Here is a 20984-nt window from a genome sequence, read left to right on the forward strand (position 1 = left end):
GGAATAATCCATAGTTTAGATAATTTTAATAATATTTATATAATGAAAATCAGATATGTAAAAATATTCTTATGAAAAAACTCAAAGTATTTTTAGATAAATTTATATTCAAAATAAATATTTTATTATTTGGTCCCCTACCAACTAAACAGGAGCTTTTGATAAAAAAGGCATTAAGAGAAAAGGGTTTCAATATAAAAAAGTTAAAAATACGCTGTGATCATAATTTGGGGTTTAATTACATTAATGGCATACAGATAGGCGTAAAATACCCTGATAGTTTTTATGAGGAAGCTGTTAAGTTAATACCTGAGTCCAAGGCAATGAATTTTTATTTTAACGGGAAAATGAATGAATCGGGGCAGAGATTTTTGATGTTAAAACCTTTTACTAAATTTGAAAAAACATGCATTATAGCTTCTGAAGAGGGAAGGGTCCAAAATAAAAAGGACCAATTTAATTCAAAATATTTTGCAGAATTGGCGGATGCTAAATTTGGTTTTTGCCCGCATCAAGCTGATTGGAATGGTGATAAAGATTTTCTATGGACGTATAGATTTATTGAATGCTGTTTTGTTGAAACAATTCCGGTTTTGTTTAAAGAAACTCCCCTTAGCGATAAATTTGTAGATGGATTCAACTTCGTTTGGAATGATGAGTTATTGAATTTAGATAGCATTTCTCAGTGTCAGGCACCAGATCCGAAGACCAATCGGTTACTTGCTAAGGAAAGATTCTGTTTAACGGATGACGAATGTAAACGAATTTTAGAAACCTTGTGAGATGGTTAAATCTATTTATCTAACAATTTTTAATTCTAAATGTCGGAAAATCAAACCTCTTACAGAAGCATATTTAATTCTACATCTTTATTCGGCGGAGTACAGGTTTTTATAATCCTAACTTCTATTGTAAGGTCAAAATTTGTTGCAGTTTTTTTAGGGCCAATGGGCATTGGTGTATTTGGTTTACTTAACAGTACAGTTTTATTTATTAGTGCTATTTCTAGTTTCGGTTTAGAGAGAAGTGTTGTAAGAGATCTAGCAGAGGCCAACGCGTCAGGGGATTCTAATAAGGTTGCCGTTGTTATCACAGTGTTAAAGAAATTGGTTTGGTTTACTGGTTTATTTGGTGCTGTTTTTAGCTTTGCGTTATCTGGTTTTCTGAGTGAACTAACGTTTGGAAACAGTGACTACAGCATTGGCTTTAAACTATTGGCCGTCTCTCTTTTGTTGAATCAAATAACTGCAGGTGAAAAGGCCATTCTCCGGGGGCTTAGGAAATTAAAATATATTGCAAAAGCATCACTTTGGGGTTCCATACTGGGCTTGGTAGTATCTATTCCCTTCTATTATTTTGTTGGAATTAGTGGAATTGTGCCAGCTATGCTGGTTAGTTCCTTTGCGATGTTTTTTGTTACGATTTATTTTTCTAAAAGACTAAAAATTGAACGTAGTAAGGTATCGAGGAAGGAGCTTTTTGCTCAGGGTAAGAATATGTTGCTATTGGGGCTGGCATTAAGCCTCGGTTCTATGTTCGTATTGGGTGAATCCTATCTTGTAAGGCTTTTTATTAGAAGTCACGGCAACATTGAAGACGTTGGTTTTTATAGTGCGGGTTTCGCTATCTTGAATTCGTACTTCGGTGTAATTTTTACCGCGTTAACTACAGATTACTATCCTAGGTTAGCAGCTGTTGCGGACGATAATAGGAAAGCAGTGAGATTAATGAATCAGCAAAGTGAAATGACTGTATTGTTAATTTCTCCGCTGCTAGTTGTTTTCTTGGTCTTCATTAATTTTTTTATCATCGTTCTTTACTCCAATGAATTTATACCGATCAATACAATGATGCTTTGGGCCGGACTAGGAATTTATTTTAAGGCCGTTTCTTGGTCATTAGGTGTAATATTTATATCGAAAGGTGAAGTAAAAATTTTACTTTTCTCTGAGATCGTATCCACGATGGTAATGTTGACGGCTAATTTAATTGGTTATTCATATTATGGACTGGAAGGATTGGGATTTTCTTTTTTATTTGCTTATTTGTATACCTATATTCAAAACTTTCTCATTGTTAAGTTTAGATACGAATTTGTCTACTCTATGGACTTCTTAAAGGTGTTTTTTGTTCATTTAGTTTTAGGGGCAAGTGCATTAACTATTGGCATGAATTTGTCGGGTGCTTGGTTATATGGTTTAAGTACTACTATCATTCTATCTTCAATTGTTTTTTCAATTAATAAAGTGAATAAGCGAATCGATATAATGTCTTTTTTAAAAAGGCGATTTATTAAATAACTGTGATTCATTCATTGTATGCCACTTTATTTTAGTCCTGCAATTGGTTTATGAGCCTCGAGCGTAAAAAAAATATTTTTGGTTCTATTCCTTTCCAAATTGAAAATTTGCTTAAAGCAAAGGTCAATATGGTCATCTTAGAGGATACGCTTTTTTATCGTCCTGCTTTTATCTAGCGTTAGTTTGTAAATTTTACTTAGGATTGTAAAACTTTATCATTTTTGCTGAATAAGTGATTAGTACTCTAGCAAATTAGGTGTTTTGACTCTCAAATGAGGAAGAATGGCCCCAATTTTTGGTACTGTTTTTTGTTTTTTGTCCTGTAAAAAGTAAAATTAGCGATGAGGGTGTGATCACCCAGTTCTGAGTGAAACACAAGCGGTGGAGCCTTGGGAAATAGCTGGTAGCGAATCCACCCTCGGAAATTTACATGATTTAATACAGTTGGTAAAGTATATTTTTGCATACAGCGAAAGCAAAACAAAAGACGTTAAGCTGCTGAAAAAAGTGAGCTACACCGTTAAATTCAGAGGCTTTTTTTGGGGAAAACCACCCAAGGAATCGCTGGGTATTCGTTCTTTAGTCAAAGGTTTCATATGCGAACTTTTCGGTTTTGTGGTAGCTTTAAGGTGGTAAATTTCTTTGCTTTGTACAAGCTGTCTGTTTTTAATATTGCCTCTATTCGTGTGGAAAGTATATAACCTCCTATAACTGGTTAAATTTTGAGTAGTAATTTTAGACGCTAGTTGAGTGAAAGTCTATCAACCTTCGGTAAGGAATGGGTGGTTAACTTTTTTCGAACGGCCGGAAAGCTGTAAAAGACCAATCTTTTGTGATCCGGTAGATCATACCAGTTGTTTAAATAAAGATTGACTGATTCAAATTCTTTAAAAAAATGGGATTGTAATCCATTTCTTGGTTCAGTAGGTTCTCACTAATAGTGGACTGTATCTTTTTGTAGCGGGGAGTATATGATATCGAGATTAGATTAGAAATGAATGGTTTGCGGGCAAGGTTAAACATGTTGTATTGAAGTGGCACTGTGGAGTTGTTTCATGGTACCGTTAGGGAGAATTGCCTAACATCTGGGTCTATTTCGCGCTAATGTACGTACCCGTCATGCAGATAATTTGTTGGGTAAAACATCAAAGATCGTTTGAAGGACCAATAAGTAGAAAAAGAATCGTTCTAAATGTTGAGAATTTCTTTTTGACAGGTACTCATCAATTTTGGCTCTAGTCGTTTTGGTTTGGCCTAAAAATAAATTATTCATAACGTGTTTTCAAATACTCAGGAAAAGATGAAAATTGGGATTGTTGGTTGGAATGGTAAAAAAAATGTCGGTGATGATGTAATGACGTCGGTGATCATAAATTATTTTATTGGTAGGTACGGTGATGATTTGGAATTTAGGTTTTTCGCAGGGGATAACAATTTGGCGGAATATATGGATAGCGATCGGAGATCCATCATTACAACGCTATCTTTCTATGATATAATAGATCGGGTTAAGCTAGTGCGTCGATTTTTCATGTATTATGTTTACCCCAAAATATTTGTTAACAATTTGGACATCATAATTATCGGGGGCGGTTCAATAATTCACAACGTTCCGACTTCTACCGTTTATAGTAGGATTATCGATGCGGCAAAAAAAGCAACCAAAAATATTAGAGTAGCCTCATTAGGAGTCTCAATCGGTCCGTTTAAAAAAGATAATGAATACTACTGTGCCAATATGTTTTTACGGAAATTAGATTCTTTAGTTGTAAGAGATAAACGATCCCTTACTCTGGGTAAAGAAATGGAGTTGCGTTGTAATGTTTCGTTAGCTGCCGATCTTGCCTTTCTTCTTCCCAAATTTGTAAATCTAGATACCCAGCGAACTCCTGTTAATTTTGAAGTGATGGGTATCTCGCTTAGGTCTGGGTATTTTTCGACTGACAGGCGTAAGAAGTATAAATCAATCGTTGAGCATTGGTTAAATGCTGATAATGAACGGCAAGTTTGGCTATTTAGTTTCAGTGAATTGCCTGGGCAGAGCGATTACCTTTGTTGTGAGGAACTGTGTGAAAGTGTTTCGCTTGAATACCGGAACAGGATTAAATTTATACGGTATAGTCTCAACCCGATTGATTTTTTTGTTTTAATTCGACAGTGCACTATTATACTATGCATGAGACTTCATGCATTTATAATTGGTTATGCTGTTAAAACTCCGGTGTTGGTCGATGCGTATCACCAAAAATGCATAGATTTGTCATTGGACTTGGGTATTGAAAGCAGTTTTCTTATCAGAGATAAAACCCCTAATGAGATTATGGATTTGGTACATACTATTTTAGAAAACGGATTTGAATTTAAGAAGTATGAAAATATCGTTGATGATGCTTTAGTTAATTTTGAATATTTCGAGGGCAGAGAATGATATAATGTAATTTTTGGTTTAGTGTCATATTAGTTCAAGTAGTTTTCGAGTATGGGTTTTTATAATTTTGGGTCAATCTTCTTAAAATTGAGTAGATTATTGGTGTATTTGAATAAAGGTTTATTGTTAGTACCAATATGGCTAATATTAAAATTTAGGAGATTTAGCGCTTCAGAAAGTTTATTGTTATTTTGTGAGGCAAGGGGGGGTAGTACTTGGTTAATGGAGGTGTTAGAGAAGATATTGCCTGTATGTGTAAATTGGGAGCCTCTACATCCTACTAACGGGGTAGTACCTAGTGAGCTTAATCTCGGCCGCAGGCCATACATTCAATGGGACGAAAATAACAGAAAATAATAGAAAATATAAGAATCTATTTACCAGAATGATTGAATTTAAGATTCACTCAATTTGGACTAGGAATAGACTAACTATTAAATCTAGTATCGCCAGTAAAATTGTTTTAACCAAGTTTGTACGCGCGAATTTATTGGTTCCTTATTTTAGTGAAAATTTTCGTTTCAAACACAATCCTATTTTTCTTGTTCGACATCCTATTGACACGTATCTTTCCCAAATTCGTGCTTTTGGAAAGTTAGGGGAGATTCCAGTGCAGGGCCAATTTCCTATTCCAAAATGTATTAATAACGATAGGTTTATTGAACATTCTCCATTTATAAATCAGTTAGAGACTAAGTTGGAGGTCATGATTGCTTACTGGTGCTTGAATAACTGCATTACATATAGAAATTTAGATACAACAGAGATATGTTTGGTTTTTTATTTGGATCTATTGCTAAAACCAAGGGAGGAAATAAAACGGATTTTACAATTTATTGGTTTTCAAGAGTACGAGAATCTTATCGATACTATTGATTTTAGACGACCTAGTTCTACCAATTTTGATGGTAGTTTTGTTCAGTCAAGTGAAGATCACCTTTGGAAAAATTTTCAAAAATTGGATATCAAAACAAAGGATAAGGTACAGAAAATATTTGATTATTTTGGTTTTAAGGTTTTTTCAGCGTATTCTCCGTTTCCTTTAACTCGTGATTTTTAATATATTTTTTGCTAATCTTTTCGGCAAAGGAACATTTGGAAAAATATATTGGTTTTTTAGTTGATATTTTTTAGCAACGCTAAATTTTGATTGGACTATGGTAATTTATATTAATAGTAATTTCTTTATCGTTTTTAACTGATTTTTAGTGTGTATTGATATTGCCAATTCAAAAAAAGAAGCGCTGCAAAACGTAATAGCCGCTAAGTAAGTTAAACTCTACCGAGTGATGTTGCCTACGCCGCGAAAAATGTACCATAGCTTGGACCATTTAATTTGCGTTTATATTTAGTTTAAAAATAGGATTATAATCTTTTTTAATTAGGCACCTAGGAAATAATTGAATATTTGTCTTTAAGGACTAAAAATGGTTTTGTTTTATGGGATTCCTTAAAAGGAAGAAATCGTTGGCATTATTCAATAAATTAACGTCTCTTGTTTCATGAGTAACAGCTCGTTAATAGTTATTTAACAAATTCCTAATTCAATAACCTTTAATTGCTATTTGTTTTAGAAGTTTTAAAAAATCAAAGATTGTGGGCAACGATAGAAAATACGCAGGTATCCAGTTAATAAAAGTAGTATTTATTATATGCTAACGAAAGAAATTCTGTGTCTTATTTCAAAGGCTTCGAATATTGGTTTCCAAAACCAGAAAGAATTTGTTAAGTTGTTTCGGTGGTCATCAAATTGCCGGGGTGATACGAAAAGTTGTTAAATCAGAAATGTATAGGTTTAAACAAGGTTTTTGTAGATGTTTGTCGATGGCTTCAATATTTTTTTTTATTATTTCTAGGAAGAAGGTTTGGAATAAATTGTTGCACTTAAAACACGATAATAATCTATATGTTGATACACGTAATAGTTCTTTCGAATTTTCTTTAAGTCCATTCTTAATCCTTTGGCGGGTAATTTTATTTTTTCGGTCAAGTGAAGTCACATAGGGTACCAGTTATTTTTTAATCTATTTAGACCATGGATGCAGCTCCCATAGTATTTCTGAGCTCGATAAAGACGAATAATTTTTGTTTTTTTGAATCATATTTACAAGGTCGATGGGAAGTTTATTCAGAGGTTTAATTGATAATTTTGATTGTTACACTTTTTGCTACCGTATTGAATCTATCTAGTATCAATAAGTTTGTTTATACTGTTAAAATGCTTATATCGTTGGATTTTTTAATATAGTATTTTCCTATGATCAGTTTTTGTCCGATAGAAAGAATTTTAGATAGTTTTCTCATTATTCTATAGATTATAAAAAAAATAGTGATTAAGTTAAGTTTTGGGCTTGCTAACTATATTTTAAATATAGTTGTTTTTGTATTGTTCTTTTTTAGTTTAAGGAATTTCGACCTTCATTATGTGGTAGGATTGAGTTTCCTTGCTTTGATTGGCTATTCGTTAGTCAATTCTACATTTCTTGCTTTTATTAAATTAATTTTGGTTGTCCAGTTTTTGCGTTTTGAGTCACTCACGTCAACTGGGGGTAATTCTTATTCATTTAGATGGGTGTCTTCCTTCGATGCTAATGAGATGTTTTTATCTCTTCATATATTGGTTATATTTATAATCGTTATAAGTTTGATTATAAATCTATTCATCCGTAATTCAATTAGTCAAGATTCTCTTTATATTGTAGCCAATCGTTTATTCAAAAATATTTTTTTAGTAAATTTACTTTTGGCAATTAAACTATCATTGGTGCTGTTTTTAGGATTGGGCAAATTAAATAGCGCTAGTACAGTGGTGAATTTTGTTGACAAGTTAATTCCTGATTTTTTGTTTTGGATCTTCAGTTGGCTTATATTGATTTTTTATAAAAAAGATCGTTCTGTTTTGGTAACGATAGCATTATTAATACTAATTAATTTCTTTCAACAAAGTAAAGCGTTTATTTTGGAAGGGTTATTTTCCTTTTTAATTGTAAGTTCCTTTAGATCGGATTCGGTTTATTTGTCCTTTCGGAATCTTTTTAGGCTAGGTTTTCTTTTGCTCGTTGCTTTAGGTAGTTTTTACTTTATGTTCCTAGTTAGATTGGGTGCAGACGTCTCTTTTAGTAGGGTAGTGGGTGACGTTTTATTGGGTCGACTTAGCGCTTTAGATGGTTTTTTTCTTGCAAGGTCCCATTCCTCAACAGAATTTTTGAAATTATTGCAAATTTGGTCGATATTTTCAAATGTTATTGCTGGGGTGGTACCTTTTGTTACTTCTACTTATATGTCTTTAGGACGAGCCGTTGGATTTTACTTTCAAAAAGTTCCGCTTGAGTATTCGCATTCTGGTGCGGTAGGTATGCCTGCTTTGGTTTACATGAATTCTTCCATTGTTTTTATAACGGGATTTTTATCGGTTATCGTATATGTTTTAGGTAAATTCCTTTTATATAGGTCAGATTTTTTAGTGTTTTTAAATATTTTGTTAGTTTATTATATGTTTTCTGTAGTTTTGAGTGGGAATATTGATCGGATTTTTTCGAATTTTCTTAGTGATATCTTCGTAATTTTTTTATATACAAAAATTATATTTAGGCTTAAATGAAAATACTGTTAATTACAATCCATGATTCAACTGACCTAAAGTTTGGGGATACAGTGATAGCTTCCGAGGTTAGGCGAACATTGTCTAACAATCATTCGGTGTCCGTGTTTAGCAAAAGAGAGGTATCTTGTGTAAACCCTTTGCTAGTTGCTTTTCGATCGCTTTTTTTCCTTCCTAAAAGTGCATGGGGTTTTAAGATTAAGGATCCAAATGAATTGAAACGACGTTTTGATAGGGTTATTTTTTTTGGTCCAAACTGGCTTGTTAATCATCGTGAATTTTCGGATGATGTCTTCTATATTTACGATAATATGGCTCTAAATATAGCGATTCGAGTGAAGAACAATCAAACCGGTTTCGGCTTTTATCAAATGTATTTGAGAGCACAGATTCTTTGTTGGAATTTTTTAATGAAAGCCGCATTTGTTAAGAAAGTATTGGTAAGTAGAAAAGATCATTTATTTGGTGTCTTAAATGGTTCATATAAACAAATATGTATTCCAAACGGGATCAAATACGTATCTAATTATAGTGTCACAATTGGTCCGAAAGTCCATCGGATTGGTTTTTTTGGTAGCCTTGATAGTGAGCAATCATTTCGAGCGTTAAGGTTTTTAGTCGAGCTTAATACGGTTTTTATCCAAAAAGGGGTTAAACCTAGGTTTAATATTTATGGAGCCAGGGCTTCTAGGGAAGTAGTTGATTTATGTCGAAATGCTAGATTTAATTTTATAGGGCCTTACGAGAGTATTGAGACAATGAGAAAAGAGAATGATATATTTCTCTTTCCGATGTTTTCCGGAACTGGAATTAAGAATCGAATTTTAGAGAGTATTAGTGGTAACCTTCCTTTTGTCACGAATAGTTTTGCTGTTTACGGAAGTATTGATTTGCCTGATGAGTTAGTTATAGCGTCCAATAAATCAGAAGATTGGTTCCATAAAATTTTATCATTTTCAGATAACCCAGTTTTAGTTTCCTTTTCTACAAGGAATCTTTCTTGGGATTTTAGGCTTAAGAAATTAGAAGAATTATTATGAATTTAGATAAATTCTCTTCAGTTGTTCGGTCAGCTTTTTATATTTTTTTTGTCCCCAATTCATTTTTTATTATCTCCTATCCTAAATCAGGAAATACTCTCGTGAGGCGAATTATAGCTCAGTTGGTTTCAGGTAAAGATGTAACCATTGGGCATAAGGAATTGAATGAAGTTCTGCCTGAAATTGGTAGGCCATTTTCTAGGAAATCTATTATTAGTTTCGGCTTTAAGAGCCATAATATTCCTCCACTGGTATTGTGGTCTAGAGGAATATTCATATTTAGAAACCCTTTCGATTCTCTATGTAGTTGTTATGAATACTATAATAGAAATACAAATAGGCACTTTGATTCAATAGATGATTTTTTGAAAAGTAAATATGGACTTATTTGGTACACTCAACATCTAGATTTTTTTTTAAAATTAATTAGTAATGATTCCTGGATTTCTAAGCAATGGCTTATTTTAGACTACAGGATATTATTAGAGGATCGATTAACAGCAATTAATTCGATCGCTAGCTATTTAGGCATCTCCCCTTTTGATACAGATATGATCCTAAGACATACCAGTGTTGCCAGCCTTGCGAAACTTGAGGAGGCTTCTGGTTCAAAGTCACATAAGGGCTTTACTAAGGTCAAAAATTACGATTCTTATAGAAATGAAATTGCGCCAGAGTTATATGAAAGAATTCTCCAATTGGAGAAAATATATTATCAATTATTCCCATGATAATCTTTTTATCTAATTTCGGTCCTGACAAAAATGGGCTCGTTAATTTTAACCATAAAATTTTATCGGACTTTAAAGCTCTTAATTTTAGTACAATTGAGACTAGTCGGTTTCATTTTGTAGTAGCCGCCCTTAAACTGCTTACATCAAGTAAGGTTGAGTTGGTATATATCACCATTTCAGATAACCATTTGGGGTTTTTCAAGGATTTATTATTGTTGCTGGTCTGCAGATTAAAAAACTTTCGTGTTTTGGCGCATAGCCATAGTGGAAGAATTGCGTCTTTTTTATCGGTTGGATTTGTTAGGAATTTTTACGAGATCTTTGCAGATAGGATTATTGTTTTGTCCGATAAGTTTATTCCGCAGACAAATAATCGTCAAAAATATGCTGTAGTTCAAAATATTGCTAGGCGCGAATTTTATGGGCTAGATCTTCTCAATCCCCGGGAACGAAAAAAGGAGATCGTGTTTGTTGGTATTCTATCCGAAGAAAAAGGGGTAATAGTTGCGCTAAAGGCGTTTATTTTGTCTCGTTTGTCAGCAGATGGATGGAGGTTGATTTGTTACGGTAAGTTTTTAAATGATGATGTGTATAGTCACTTTAATAAATTGCTTGACGATAACAATCTTCAGGATGTCGTGTCCTTTAAATACATCGATTCAAACGCTGAGATGGTTGATTCTTTGGCGAGAGCGAAAATTCTTTTGTTTCCAACACGTTACCAGACTGAGGGTTACCCATTAAGTGTTGTTGAATCATTATTATGCGGGCTTTTCGTAATTAGTACAAAATGGAGGGCGATCCCTGATATCTTGGAAAAGTTCGACAGCTCTGTTGTAGAGGTTGATGAGTCTATTGTTGAAAATTGCGCTACTAAATTAAAATTAGCTGCGTACAAAAATATTGACCACGACGGAATTAAAGAAAAGGCGAATGCATTTTTTTCCGAAGAAAAATTTCACAAAGAAATGGTAATTCATTTTAATCTCAAGTCGTTGACTTGACTTACACGGTTACTCATAGCTTTGCCGGCTTAAATTTATTTGGGTAAAAGTCTTTTTCCTAATAAATTAGGTAAAATTTCTTAATTTAAGGAAACTTTAGAGTTTTATTTATTTTTAATTATAGCTAGTAGTAGTTCCTTTTTTTTAGTGATTATACTATATCATTATCTTATAGTTTTAATTCCTCATTAATTTATTTAACAGAATCTTGAAAACAAGTATTATAACTGTCACTTTTAATTCCGCTAATACTTTAGTGGATACGTTTGCTTCTGTTCGTAATCAAGACTATCCCTTGATAGAGTATATCGTTGTCGATGGAGGTTCTACGGACGGGACATTGGACCTTATTCAGGAAAATTCGGCGAATATTTCCAAATGGATTTCCGAGCCGGATAGCGGCTTGTACGATGCCATGAACAAGGGGATTCGCATGGCCACAGGCGATGTGATTGGCCTGATTAACTCGGATGATTTTTATATCGATGACCGGGTAGTGTCCGATGTAATGGCAATTTTTCAGCGGCGCGCAGAGCTTGATGCGGTGCACGGGGAGTTGTTTTATGTGGATGCGGAAAATACGGATAAGGTCGTTAGGCATTGGAAAACGGGTGAATTCACCAAAGGATCCTTTGCCAACGGATGGCACCCAGCCCATCCTACGCTGTTTTTAAAACGTTCCGTATACGAAAAATATGGGTCGTTTAATTTGGATTTTAAGTTGGCCGCAGATTTTGAATTTATGTGCCGCATTTTTGAAAAACATACCATTAACAGCGCTTACCTGAATCGTCCCTTGATCAAGATGCGATTGGGCGGGGCAACCAGTAAGAACCTGAAAAATATATTGGCGCAAAATATCGAATGTTACCGGGCGTTTACGACGAATGGGGTTCCGGTCTCTCCATTTTATACGCTTAAGCGAATTCTTCCGAAATTAAAACAATACCTATGAAGGAAGTCGATGTACTCTTGTCGGGGGCGAGCGGATTTCTGGGTATGCTGTTGCATACGCAGCTATGTGATAGTGGTTCCGTGGTGGTAACCCTGGGAACCAAATCAACAAATGCTATCGGCTGTGATTTATCCCAGGAAATCCCCGTACTGCCTCCCGTTCATACGGTCATTCATGCCGCCGGAAAAGCCCATACGGTACCCGGGAACACCGCAGAGGAGCAGCGTTTTTTTCAGGTAAACCTGGAAGGCACCAAAAACCTCTGTCAGGCACTGGAGCGGCTGCCGTCCCTTCCCAAGGCCTTTATTTTTATCAGCACCGTAGCGGTCTACGGCCGATCGGAAGGAAATCGCATAGGCGAAAACTCATCGCTAGACGGGAAAACCCCCTATGCCATAAGCAAACGCTTGGCGGAGGAATGGCTGTACGAATGGGCGAAGGAAAAAGGAGTCGTTTTGGGTATACTGCGCCTGCCGCTGGTAGTTGGCCCCCATCCTCCCGGTAACCTGGGGGCCATGATCAATGGGATCCGGAGCGGTAAATACCTGCGCATCGGCAAGGCCACCGCCCGGAAAAGCATGGTCCTGGCCGAAGATATCCCCGCCATCCTGCCACCCTTGGCCGAAGTAGGCGGGGTCTATAACCTCACCGACGGGTACCACCCGTCGTTTGGGGAATTGGAAGAGACCATTTGTCGGGTATTGGAAAAGCCGCTTCCCAAAGAGATTCCGCTTTGGCTGGCAAAAGGCCTGGGCAGGGTAGGGGATTTGTTCGGCCCTAATTTTAAGATTACTTCCGACAAAGTAGCCAAAATCACGGCCGACCTCACCTTCGACGACACCCTCGCCCGGGAAAAACTAGGCTGGAAACCCAGGCAGGTGCTGGATGTTTTGCCGGAGTATTTGAAATAGTTAACCTGGCACCGTAGGGGGCTGGACTTTAGGGTCTGGCCTTTTCGCAGTTGGGTCTGGTTTTGGGTTCAAGCGTGGTTGCTATGTTTAATCGCTTACTGATTCACCACAGATGGCCACAGATTAACACAGATTTTTTTGGCAGCAGTGCCGCTGGATTGGGGTTCAGGCGTGGTGGTTAATAGGGTTCGATAGGGGCTGGGCTTTAGGGTTTGGCCTTTCTGCATTTGTAGCGGGTATTGGCTTCAGGCGTGGTGGTTAAGGGTTAAATGGTTCGGAACGGGTGGAGTGGTAGTTTCGGGCAAATGGGCAGGGGCGGTGGTTTTGGGTTCAGGTGTGGTTGTTAAGGGGTAAAGTGGTTCGTTATCGGCTGGGCTTTTGGGTCTAGTCTTTTTTGCAGGAACCAATTTTCGAAGCATCCGCTAATTTTGATCGAACGTCTACGATTGAAAGAAGCGGGCAGGCCGACAAAAAACGGAGCCTGTCCTGACGATAGTCAGTGGCCTGTCCTGACGGGAGTCAGGAGGGCTCGGGAGGTATGCGGGGGGAAGGATTTTTTTGTCTTGATCTTGACCTTCCTGCCTGCCGATAGGTAGGTTTGGTACTTTTGGATCAAAGCATGTCCCGAGCAGCGTAGTGAATAAAGTACGAAAGGAATTGGCGTTTACCAATACCATAAGCCTTTGACCTGCCATTTGTGTCAACCTGGAACCGACCCTGCTTGGGCATTGGCGGCAAGTTTGTACCAGTAGTATCCAGCTTGTTAGCCAATTCAGGACACCAGGAGTGCTCGTCCGATAATTCATTTACCGCAAAATCTATTTTGATATTGTAATAGACAAGTTTATATAGTATACTTGTATATAATATTATTTATTTTTAGAAAGAAGCAGTAAAATCGACAAACCGTATTTTAAATCCAGTTTCTACTTTAAACCAATTAGGATAATAAACCAATAAATGGCAATAAATCAATAATATCGCTTTAACTGATCAACCAACTTTTCTTACAATGCAGCAAAAAAAACTACCCTACACCGGTCTTTTAGTGCACCCGTTTGTTCCTAATTTAAGAAAACAATCTCCTCTTTCCCCGGGAAATGGTTATGCGCAAGGAACACTACCAAAGCCATTTATTGTCTGAAAAACGTGTGCTAATTTTACTTATTACCTGATACTTTTGGTCCAACTGATGGGGACTCGTATACTTCCAATAATATACACGTGAATTACCAATGCTTTTCAATTCCCTGGATTTCGCTTTGTTTCTGCCGGTTGTGTTTTTCTGCTATTGGTTTGTATTCCAAAGGCAGTTGCGGATCCAAAACATTTTTTTGGTTGCTGCAAGCTATTTTTTCTATGCCTGTTGGGATTGGCGATTTCTAACGCTGATTGCGGTAAGTACCTTCGTTGATTTTATTGTAGGGCAGGCGCTGGGAAGTGCTAAAAACCCTAAACTCCGGAAGCAATTGCTCTATATAAGTATATTTGTTAACCTTGGCTTGTTAGGGTTTTTTAAATTTTTTAATTTCTTTGTTGAGAATTTTCACGCAGCCTTTTCCCTTTTTGGAAAACCCTTGGAGGTCTCTACCTTACATATCGTACTTCCGGTAGGTATCAGTTTTTATACCTTTCAAACCCTCAGCTATACCATTGATATCTACAAGCGAAAAATTGAGCCTACCCACGACCCGGTAGAATTCGCAGCCTTTGTTAGTTTTTTCCCCCAATTGGTAGCAGGCCCCATTGAACGAGCCAAAAATCTACTGCCTCAATTTCAAACTAAACGAACGTTTCAGTATAGCGAAGCAGTAGACGGCATGCGTCAAATAGGTTGGGGTTTGTTCAAAAAAATCGCTATTGCAGATCGCTGCGCTCCCCTGGTTAACGAAATTTTCGCGGATCCCGCTTCCCATCACGGGAGTACCCTATTCATTGCTGCGTTTTTATTCACCATTCAAATCTATGCGGACTTTTCCGGATACTCCGATATAGCCATCGGTACGGCAAAACTATTCGGTTTTAGATTGATGCAGAATTTCAATTATCCTTTTTTTTCCCGCGATTTTGGGGAAGGTTGGAGAAAATGGCATATTTCGCTTACCACCTGGTTTAGAGACTACGTCTACATCCCCCTTGCGAAGGCGCGAGCGGTCACTACCTGGACAAAAATAACCAACGTATTCATCGTATTTGTATTGGTAGGCTTTTGGCACGGTGCGAATTGGACCTTCTTGTTTTGGGGATTTCTCCATGCAATTTATTTCCTACCCACACACCTAAGCCGAGGTGTGCGAAGAAATCGCCGATCGCCGATCCCCGAATTAAGAGAAGCCCCCCAAATGGTTTTTTGCTTTTTGCTAACGGTTTTCTCCGTTGTTTTCTTTCGGTCCGAAACCCTGCAGCAAGCCTTTGCCATTTTTTCGAAGATTTTTTCACGAACCCTATTTGACAGGCCCGATCTAATCAACGATCAGAATATTTTTTACGCATCGTTTATTATTTTCTTTTTTATTGTTGAATGGAAAGGGCGAAGGGGAAAACATGCGCTGGAGTGGATGACTAATTGGCACAAATCCTATCGCATGTTAACGTATTATTCCCTGACTTTCTTCATTTTTTGGTTTGCTAATCAAAAGCAGGAATTTATTTATTTTGACTTTTGATGCCGATGAAAAAGTTCTTGACAAAGCTTTATTCGTTTCTTTTTCCCCTCCTGGTATCTGGATTGCTGCTGGAACTATTGATTCGCTCGATCCCAAACGACTATCTGTTTAAACGAAAAATGATCGAATCGGGTGCCGACGATATTGCTGTTTTGGTACTGGGAACCAGCCATGCCTGGGAGGGAGTTAATCCAGCGTTTTTTACCCTCCGTACTTTTAACGCCGGGCATGCTGCCCAATCGGTGGATATAGACCTGGCATTATTCAGAAGGTTTAGCTCGCATCTAAGTAACTTAAAAGCCATTCTGCTTCCGATCGATTATCCAAGCTTGATTTTTAGGACTTCTACATCTTCGGATGATTGGCGGATGAAAAATTATCATCTTTATTACGGGCTCAGGACAACCTTTGATCCGAAGCATTACTCAGAAATTCTCAGCGTTCGGTTCAAAACCAACGTGATACGAGTTTATAAACACTACCTGCAAGGTAAATCATTTGTTTTTTCGGATTCCAGCGGATTCTACATAAAAGAAGGATACGTGGAAGACCTAAAAACCTCAGGTGTACGGGATGCCACCCTACACAGCCAACTCGACCTATCGATGATGCAGGAAAATCTGAAGTGCCTGCAGGAGTTCATCCACGAAGCAAAAGCAAGAGATATCGTGGTGCTATTTTATTCCAGTCCCATGTCAAATCAGTACAGGTCTCGGCTCGACGAAAAGCAACTAAACCTGACCTATCAAATGGTAGAGCGTTTAGTGGAGGAAGACCATGTTTTTTACCGGGACTTCCTTGATGATCCGAGATTTACTGACGCGGATTTCCGAAATGCCACTCATCTGAATGGAACAGGCGCAAAAAAACTATCGGAGCTCCTCAATCGGGAACTGGAATTAATTGTTTCCATAAATAAGCATAGTAAGTAATTCTGGACTGCGAAAAAAATAATGGGTTTTTAGCGGATAAATATCAAAACAAAAGGGAGTAACCGTGGTCACGTAAAATTCGTCCGAAAAAAACTAGCTATTTATTTAGGTCTTCTTAGAGAATAAAAAGGGGCTATTTTTCATGGCTGAGGGGTAGTGATCGACTTTGTGGCAGGATCTTCGGATGCGGCTTCAGCCGTATCGAAGGGGTAGCACCGTGTTCGTGGCTCTCCTCCCCCGCCTTGTTTAAGGAGTGGGGCAGGGGGGTGGTCCCATACGAGGGCCTGCATTGGCGGAAAGTTTATACCAGTAGTACCAATTTTCGAAGCATCCGCTAATTTTGATCGAACGTCTACGATTGAAAGAAGCGGGCAGGCCGGCACAAAACGGAGCCTGTCCTGACGAGAGTCAGTGGCCTGTCCTGACGATAGTCAGTGGCCTGTCCTGACGGGAGTCAGGAGGTGTGCGGGAGGTTAGCGGGGGAAGGATTTTTGTGCCTTGATCTTTTGGTACTTTTGGATCAAGCCTGTCCTGAGCAGCGTAGTGAATAAAGTACGAAAGGAATTGGCGTTAAAACAAGGAGTACAACCTATGTTCTGCCATGCCCTTTTCCTAAAGCCAGGTGACACTTTAGGGTCTGGCCTTTCTGCATTTGGGTCTGGTTTTGGGTTCAAGCGTGGTTGCTATGTTTAATCGCTTACTGATTCACCACAGATGGCCACAGATTAACACAGATTTTTTTGGCAACAGTGCCGCTGGATTGGGGTTCAGACATGGTGGTTAATAGGGTTCGATAGGGGCTGGGCTTTAGGGTTTGGCCTTTCTGCATTTGTAGCGGGTATTGGCTTCAGGCGTGGTGGTTAAGGGTTAAATGGTTCGGAACGGGTGGAGTTGTAGTTTCGGGCAAATGGGCAGGAGAGGCGGTATTAGATTCAGCCGTGGTGGTTAAGGGTTAATAGGGCTCGGTACGGCTTGATCTGGAGTTATGGGGAAATAGGCAGGAGCGGTGGTATGAGGTTCAGGCGTGGTGGTTAATAGGGTTCGATACGGGCTGGGCTTTAGGGTTTGGCCTTTCTGCATTTGGGGCGGCATTGGATTCAGGGGCGGTGGTTAAGGGTTAATTGGCTCGGTACGAGTTGATTTGTAGTTATGGGCAAATAGGCAGTAGAGGTGGAATTAGATTCATTCGGGGTGGATAAGGGTTAAAATCGTACTCGATAATCCCTCCCCCTCCTTGTTTAAGGAGGGGGCCCGGGGGGTGGTCAAGGAGGGGGGAAGGGGGTTGGTCCCAAACGTGGCTTGGCATTGGCGGCAAGTTTCTACCAGTAGTATAGCCAATGCAGCAACCGAGATGTTTCCCTGACCCCGGGCCGTGCCTCGTGCCTCGGCTGACCCGGGGCTAGTATATGGGAGGACCATTTTCGTTTACTGACTATTCCGTATCAAAATCCGGAAAGTCAAAGGCATTTCTAACTAACCTTTCGCATCGATGAACAGTAATAATATCGATACGATTGGTATCAACTAAATGATAAACGATTCTATAGTTTAATCGGATAAGTTCCCTTAATTTATCGTTTTGGAATTCAGGAACCATTTTTCCTATTCGTGGCTGTTCTTCAAGTATGTCAACCGCATTAAATAGTCTTTCTACTGTTAATTGTGCATACCTTTCAGAATCTTTTGAGATATATTCTCCGATTTCGTTTAAATCAAAGATGGCAGTATCGGTCCAGATTACTTTACCCATTTATTGAGTTTTTCTCTTGCCTCTTCTTTGGTATTTATCCGCCCATTCACGGAATCATCAAGACCTTTTTGGACGTTTTCAAGAAAAATCAAATGGTCTACTACCTGATCAATCGTTAGTTGCTCAGGTAATTGGTCCAGGGAATTGATAATCTGAGTCTTGGTTATCATGGTAATTATTTTTTTATCAAAGATAATGAATCAATTTTGAAAGTCATCATATGGTCACAACGTTAGGGATCCCTGATCAGTTGAAGATGTATATTTTTAGGTTCCCAGAGGGTTGATGCATTTTGGCTTCAAAAAGGGTTAACCGCCTATGTGCCGGCTGGACTTTGGGGTTAGGGCTTTTCGCATTTGGGGCGGCATTGGATTCAGGAGCGGTGGTCTTGGATTCAGTCGGGGTGGTTAATAGGGTTCGATACGGGCTGGGCTTTTGGGTCTGGTCTTTTTTGCATTTGGGGCGGTGTAGCACCAGCCGTGGTGGTTAAAATGGCTCCCAAGGGGCTGAGGTTTAGTTTTGGGCTACTAGGCAGGAGCGGTGGTTTTCGGTTCAGGTGTGGTGGTTAAGGCAGCATTTTGTCCGGCTGGGGTGTAGTGATCGGCTTTCTGGCAGGATATCAGGTATTGGATTCATTCCTTGTGGTTGCGAGTTAGCATCGTGTTCGTGGCGCTACTCCCCCGCCTTGTTTAAGGAGGGGGGCAGGGGGGTGGTCTCGAACTTAGGCTCGGCATTGGCGGAATGTTTGTACCAGTAGTAATCGGCTCTTTAGCCAATGCGGCAACTGAGGTATTTACCTGACCCCGGGCTGCGCCTCGTCCCTCGGCTTACCCGGGGCTAGCATCGTTTCACCCCTGTCGGGGTTCGGTGCCCGTATCCGATCCTTCAGCGATTAACCAGTTAACCCATTAAACCGAAAGCATCCCCGAAGGCTGAGCCTGTCGAAAGCCCAGACGTTTCTGTGGGCTGAGCCTGTCGAAGCCCAAATCATCCCATCATCGAACCATGCCTTCGCCTCCGCCTCCGCCTTCGACAAGCTCAGGCATCGGCTCAGGCATCGGCTACTACAGACACGCCTTCGTGGGCTGAGCCTGTCGAAGCCCAGGCAGCCAGGACGGACACGTTCCCGTGGGCTGAGCCTGTCGAAGCCCAGGCCGGACACCATCCCATCATCGAACCATGCCTTCGCCTCCGCCTTCGCCTTCGATAAGCTCAGGCATCGGCTACTACAGACACGCCTTCGTGGGCTGAGCCTGTCGAAGTCCACATCATTCAAAAAAATCAAAAACCATAGATCATTTAAATCTTTTGTTCTACTAATTCGTTACTTTGGTAGAGAAATAGATTAAACAGGCAATCTGGCAAAAATGTAAATCAAAAGATGGAAACATTGATTTTAAATAGTACTTCCGAGGATGATCTGAAGCTCCTTTTGGATATTGCAAAAAAGCTGGGAATGGATTTGAGGGTTGCGGATAAACAAGAATTGATGATGACTCAGGCTAAGTGGCTGAATAAATCCGTGCAAAAAAATAATATCTCATTAGCAGAAATTGTCGAATCTTGCAGTTCAGTAAGAAAATCCCGGTATGAGGAACGGAAGAAGGATAATCCTTGATACTAATATCTGGGTCAGCTACATTATAGGACGAAAATTAGATGAGATTACAAAACTCATTTTAGACCACAATTTAATAGTGTTTTCTTGTAATGAGCTTGAAGAAGAATTAGAAGAAGTTTTGTCTAGAGATAAATTTACAAAGGTACTCCATTTTAAACCAGATTTTTATTAAAATTTTATTCGTAATTTGACGACCATTATTTCCATTTCGACAATTTTCCAGGAGTGTCCAGATAAAAAAGATAATTTTTTGTTTGATTTGGCCATACAATCACAATCCGATTTTCTTGTAACAGGAGACAAATTATTATTGGACCTAAACGTCGATAACTTAAAGGTTGTATCTTTTAAACAATTTAGGGAACACTTTAACTAGTAACTTTTTTTTGAAAAGCAAGCTCATATTGGATAAGTCTATAGGTCGAAATCAAAATTTATGAGCACAGGTCCAGGGGTAAAAGTTTATTGATTCACCACAGATGGCCACAGATTGGCACAGATTTTTTTGGCAGCAGTGCAGCTGGATTGGGGTTCAGACATGGTGGTTAATAGGGTTCGATAGGGGCTGGGCTTTAGGGTTTGGCCTTTCTGCATTTGTAGCGGGTATTGGCTTTAGGGGTGGCGGTTAAGGGTTAATTGGCTCGGTACGGGTTGATTTGTAGTTATGGGCAACCAGGCAGGAGCGGTGGAATTCGGTTCAGTCGAGGTTGTTAAGGGTTAATAGGATTCGGTACGGGTTGAGTTGGAGTTATGGGCAAATAGGCAGTAGAGGTGGAATTAGATTCATTAGGGGTGGTTAAGGGTTAAAATCGTACTCGATAATCCCTCCCCCTCCTTGTTTATGGAGGGGGCCCGGGGGGTGGTCCGATACGTGACTCGGCATTGGCGGAATGTTTGTACCATTGGTAGCCAGTTCTTTAGCCAATGCACGAAACGAGGTGTTTGCTTGACCCCGGGCTGCGCCTCGTCCCTCGGCTTACCCGGGGCTAGCATCGTTTCACCCCTGTCGGGGTTCGGTGCCCGTATCCGATCCTTCAGCGAT

The 20984-nt window shown here is 39.0% G+C and carries 16 protein-coding genes and 1 pseudogene; 14 read left to right on the plus strand and 3 right to left on the minus strand.

Features of this window, described 5'->3' with window-relative positions:
• The first annotated feature begins 71 nt into the window (after positions 1 to 71).
• The 12 genes from BMW71_RS15305 to BMW71_RS15365 all read left to right on the plus strand — a co-directional run bounded on the left by BMW71_RS15305 (position 72) and on the right by BMW71_RS15365 (position 16571).
• Entirely contained in the window at positions 72 to 782 is a 711-nt protein-coding gene (locus BMW71_RS15305) for a hypothetical protein (protein ID WP_092175784.1), read from the plus strand.
• Positions 783 to 821: 39 nt separating this feature from the next.
• Complete coding sequence (locus BMW71_RS15310) at positions 822 to 2300, plus strand: oligosaccharide flippase family protein (protein WP_092175786.1); 1479 nt, start codon at positions 822 to 824, stop codon at positions 2298 to 2300.
• A gap of 1300 nt (positions 2301 to 3600) precedes the next feature.
• Positions 3601 to 4728 (plus strand): polysaccharide pyruvyl transferase family protein, encoded by a 1128-nt coding sequence (locus tag BMW71_RS15320; protein WP_092175791.1) that lies wholly within the window; start codon positions 3601 to 3603, stop codon positions 4726 to 4728.
• 385 nt (positions 4729 to 5113) lie between these two features.
• Positions 5114 to 5788: a sulfotransferase domain-containing protein gene (locus tag BMW71_RS15325; protein ID WP_092175794.1), complete on the plus strand. Its 675-nt coding sequence runs from the start codon at positions 5114 to 5116 to the stop codon at positions 5786 to 5788.
• Positions 5789 to 7057: 1269 nt separating this feature from the next.
• Positions 7058 to 8329, plus strand: a complete 1272-nt coding sequence (locus tag BMW71_RS15330; protein WP_092175797.1) for a hypothetical protein — start codon at positions 7058 to 7060, stop codon at positions 8327 to 8329.
• Positions 8326 to 9369, plus strand: a complete 1044-nt coding sequence (locus BMW71_RS15335; RefSeq protein WP_092175799.1) for a glycosyltransferase — start codon at positions 8326 to 8328, stop codon at positions 9367 to 9369. The genes BMW71_RS15330 and BMW71_RS15335 overlap by 4 nt, the downstream gene beginning before the upstream one ends.
• Positions 9366 to 10100 (plus strand): sulfotransferase domain-containing protein, encoded by a 735-nt coding sequence (locus tag BMW71_RS15340; protein WP_092175802.1) that lies wholly within the window; start codon positions 9366 to 9368, stop codon positions 10098 to 10100. Before BMW71_RS15335 ends, BMW71_RS15340 begins: the two co-directional genes overlap by 4 nt.
• Entirely contained in the window at positions 10097 to 11107 is a 1011-nt protein-coding gene (locus BMW71_RS15345) for a glycosyltransferase (RefSeq protein ID WP_092175805.1), read from the plus strand. The genes BMW71_RS15340 and BMW71_RS15345 overlap by 4 nt, the downstream gene beginning before the upstream one ends.
• Before the next feature lie 208 nt (positions 11108 to 11315).
• Positions 11316 to 12062 (plus strand): glycosyltransferase family 2 protein, encoded by a 747-nt coding sequence (locus BMW71_RS15350; RefSeq protein WP_092175808.1) that lies wholly within the window; start codon positions 11316 to 11318, stop codon positions 12060 to 12062.
• Complete coding sequence (locus BMW71_RS15355) at positions 12059 to 12973, plus strand: NAD-dependent epimerase/dehydratase family protein (protein WP_092175810.1); 915 nt, start codon at positions 12059 to 12061, stop codon at positions 12971 to 12973. The genes BMW71_RS15350 and BMW71_RS15355 overlap by 4 nt, the downstream gene beginning before the upstream one ends.
• 1334 nt (positions 12974 to 14307) lie before the next feature.
• Positions 14308 to 15639, plus strand: a complete 1332-nt coding sequence (locus BMW71_RS15360; protein ID WP_244891188.1) for an MBOAT family O-acyltransferase — start codon at positions 14308 to 14310, stop codon at positions 15637 to 15639.
• A gap of 17 nt (positions 15640 to 15656) precedes the next feature.
• Positions 15657 to 16571, plus strand: coding sequence for a VHS/ENTH/ANTH domain-containing protein (locus BMW71_RS15365; RefSeq protein ID WP_143057640.1), 915 nt, complete (start codon positions 15657 to 15659; stop codon positions 16569 to 16571).
• Between the two features lie 1432 nt (positions 16572 to 18003).
• Here the strand turns inward: BMW71_RS15365 and BMW71_RS15375 are convergent.
• On the minus strand, positions 18004 to 18321 hold the full coding sequence (locus tag BMW71_RS15375; protein ID WP_092175821.1) for a type II toxin-antitoxin system RelE/ParE family toxin: 318 nt from the start codon (positions 18319 to 18321) through the stop codon (positions 18004 to 18006).
• The gene (locus BMW71_RS15380) at positions 18309 to 18491 is read right to left on the minus strand and encodes a hypothetical protein (RefSeq protein WP_092175823.1); all 183 of its coding nucleotides are present in this window, start codon (positions 18489 to 18491) and stop codon (positions 18309 to 18311) included. Before BMW71_RS15380 ends, BMW71_RS15375 begins: the two co-directional genes overlap by 13 nt.
• 1211 nt (positions 18492 to 19702) lie before the next feature.
• Between BMW71_RS15380 and BMW71_RS15385 the strand changes: the two genes are divergently transcribed.
• Together BMW71_RS15385 and BMW71_RS24130 are read left to right on the plus strand one after the other, a co-directional pair.
• Positions 19703 to 19939, plus strand: a complete 237-nt coding sequence (locus tag BMW71_RS15385) for a hypothetical protein (protein WP_092175825.1) — start codon at positions 19703 to 19705, stop codon at positions 19937 to 19939.
• Positions 19911 to 20318, plus strand: a pseudogene (locus BMW71_RS24130) (putative toxin-antitoxin system toxin component, PIN family). Before BMW71_RS15385 ends, BMW71_RS24130 begins: the two are co-directional and overlap by 29 nt.
• 410 nt (positions 20319 to 20728) lie before the next feature.
• On the opposite strand, the gene BMW71_RS23860 reads toward BMW71_RS24130, so the two are convergent.
• Positions 20729 to 20984 (minus strand): hypothetical protein (locus BMW71_RS23860; protein WP_218145591.1); only part of this gene is annotated, 256 nt, incomplete at its 5' end.

The organism is Cyclobacterium xiamenense (genome assembly GCF_900109255.1).
GTDB lineage: Bacteria > Bacteroidota > Bacteroidia > Cytophagales > Cyclobacteriaceae > Cyclobacterium > Cyclobacterium xiamenense.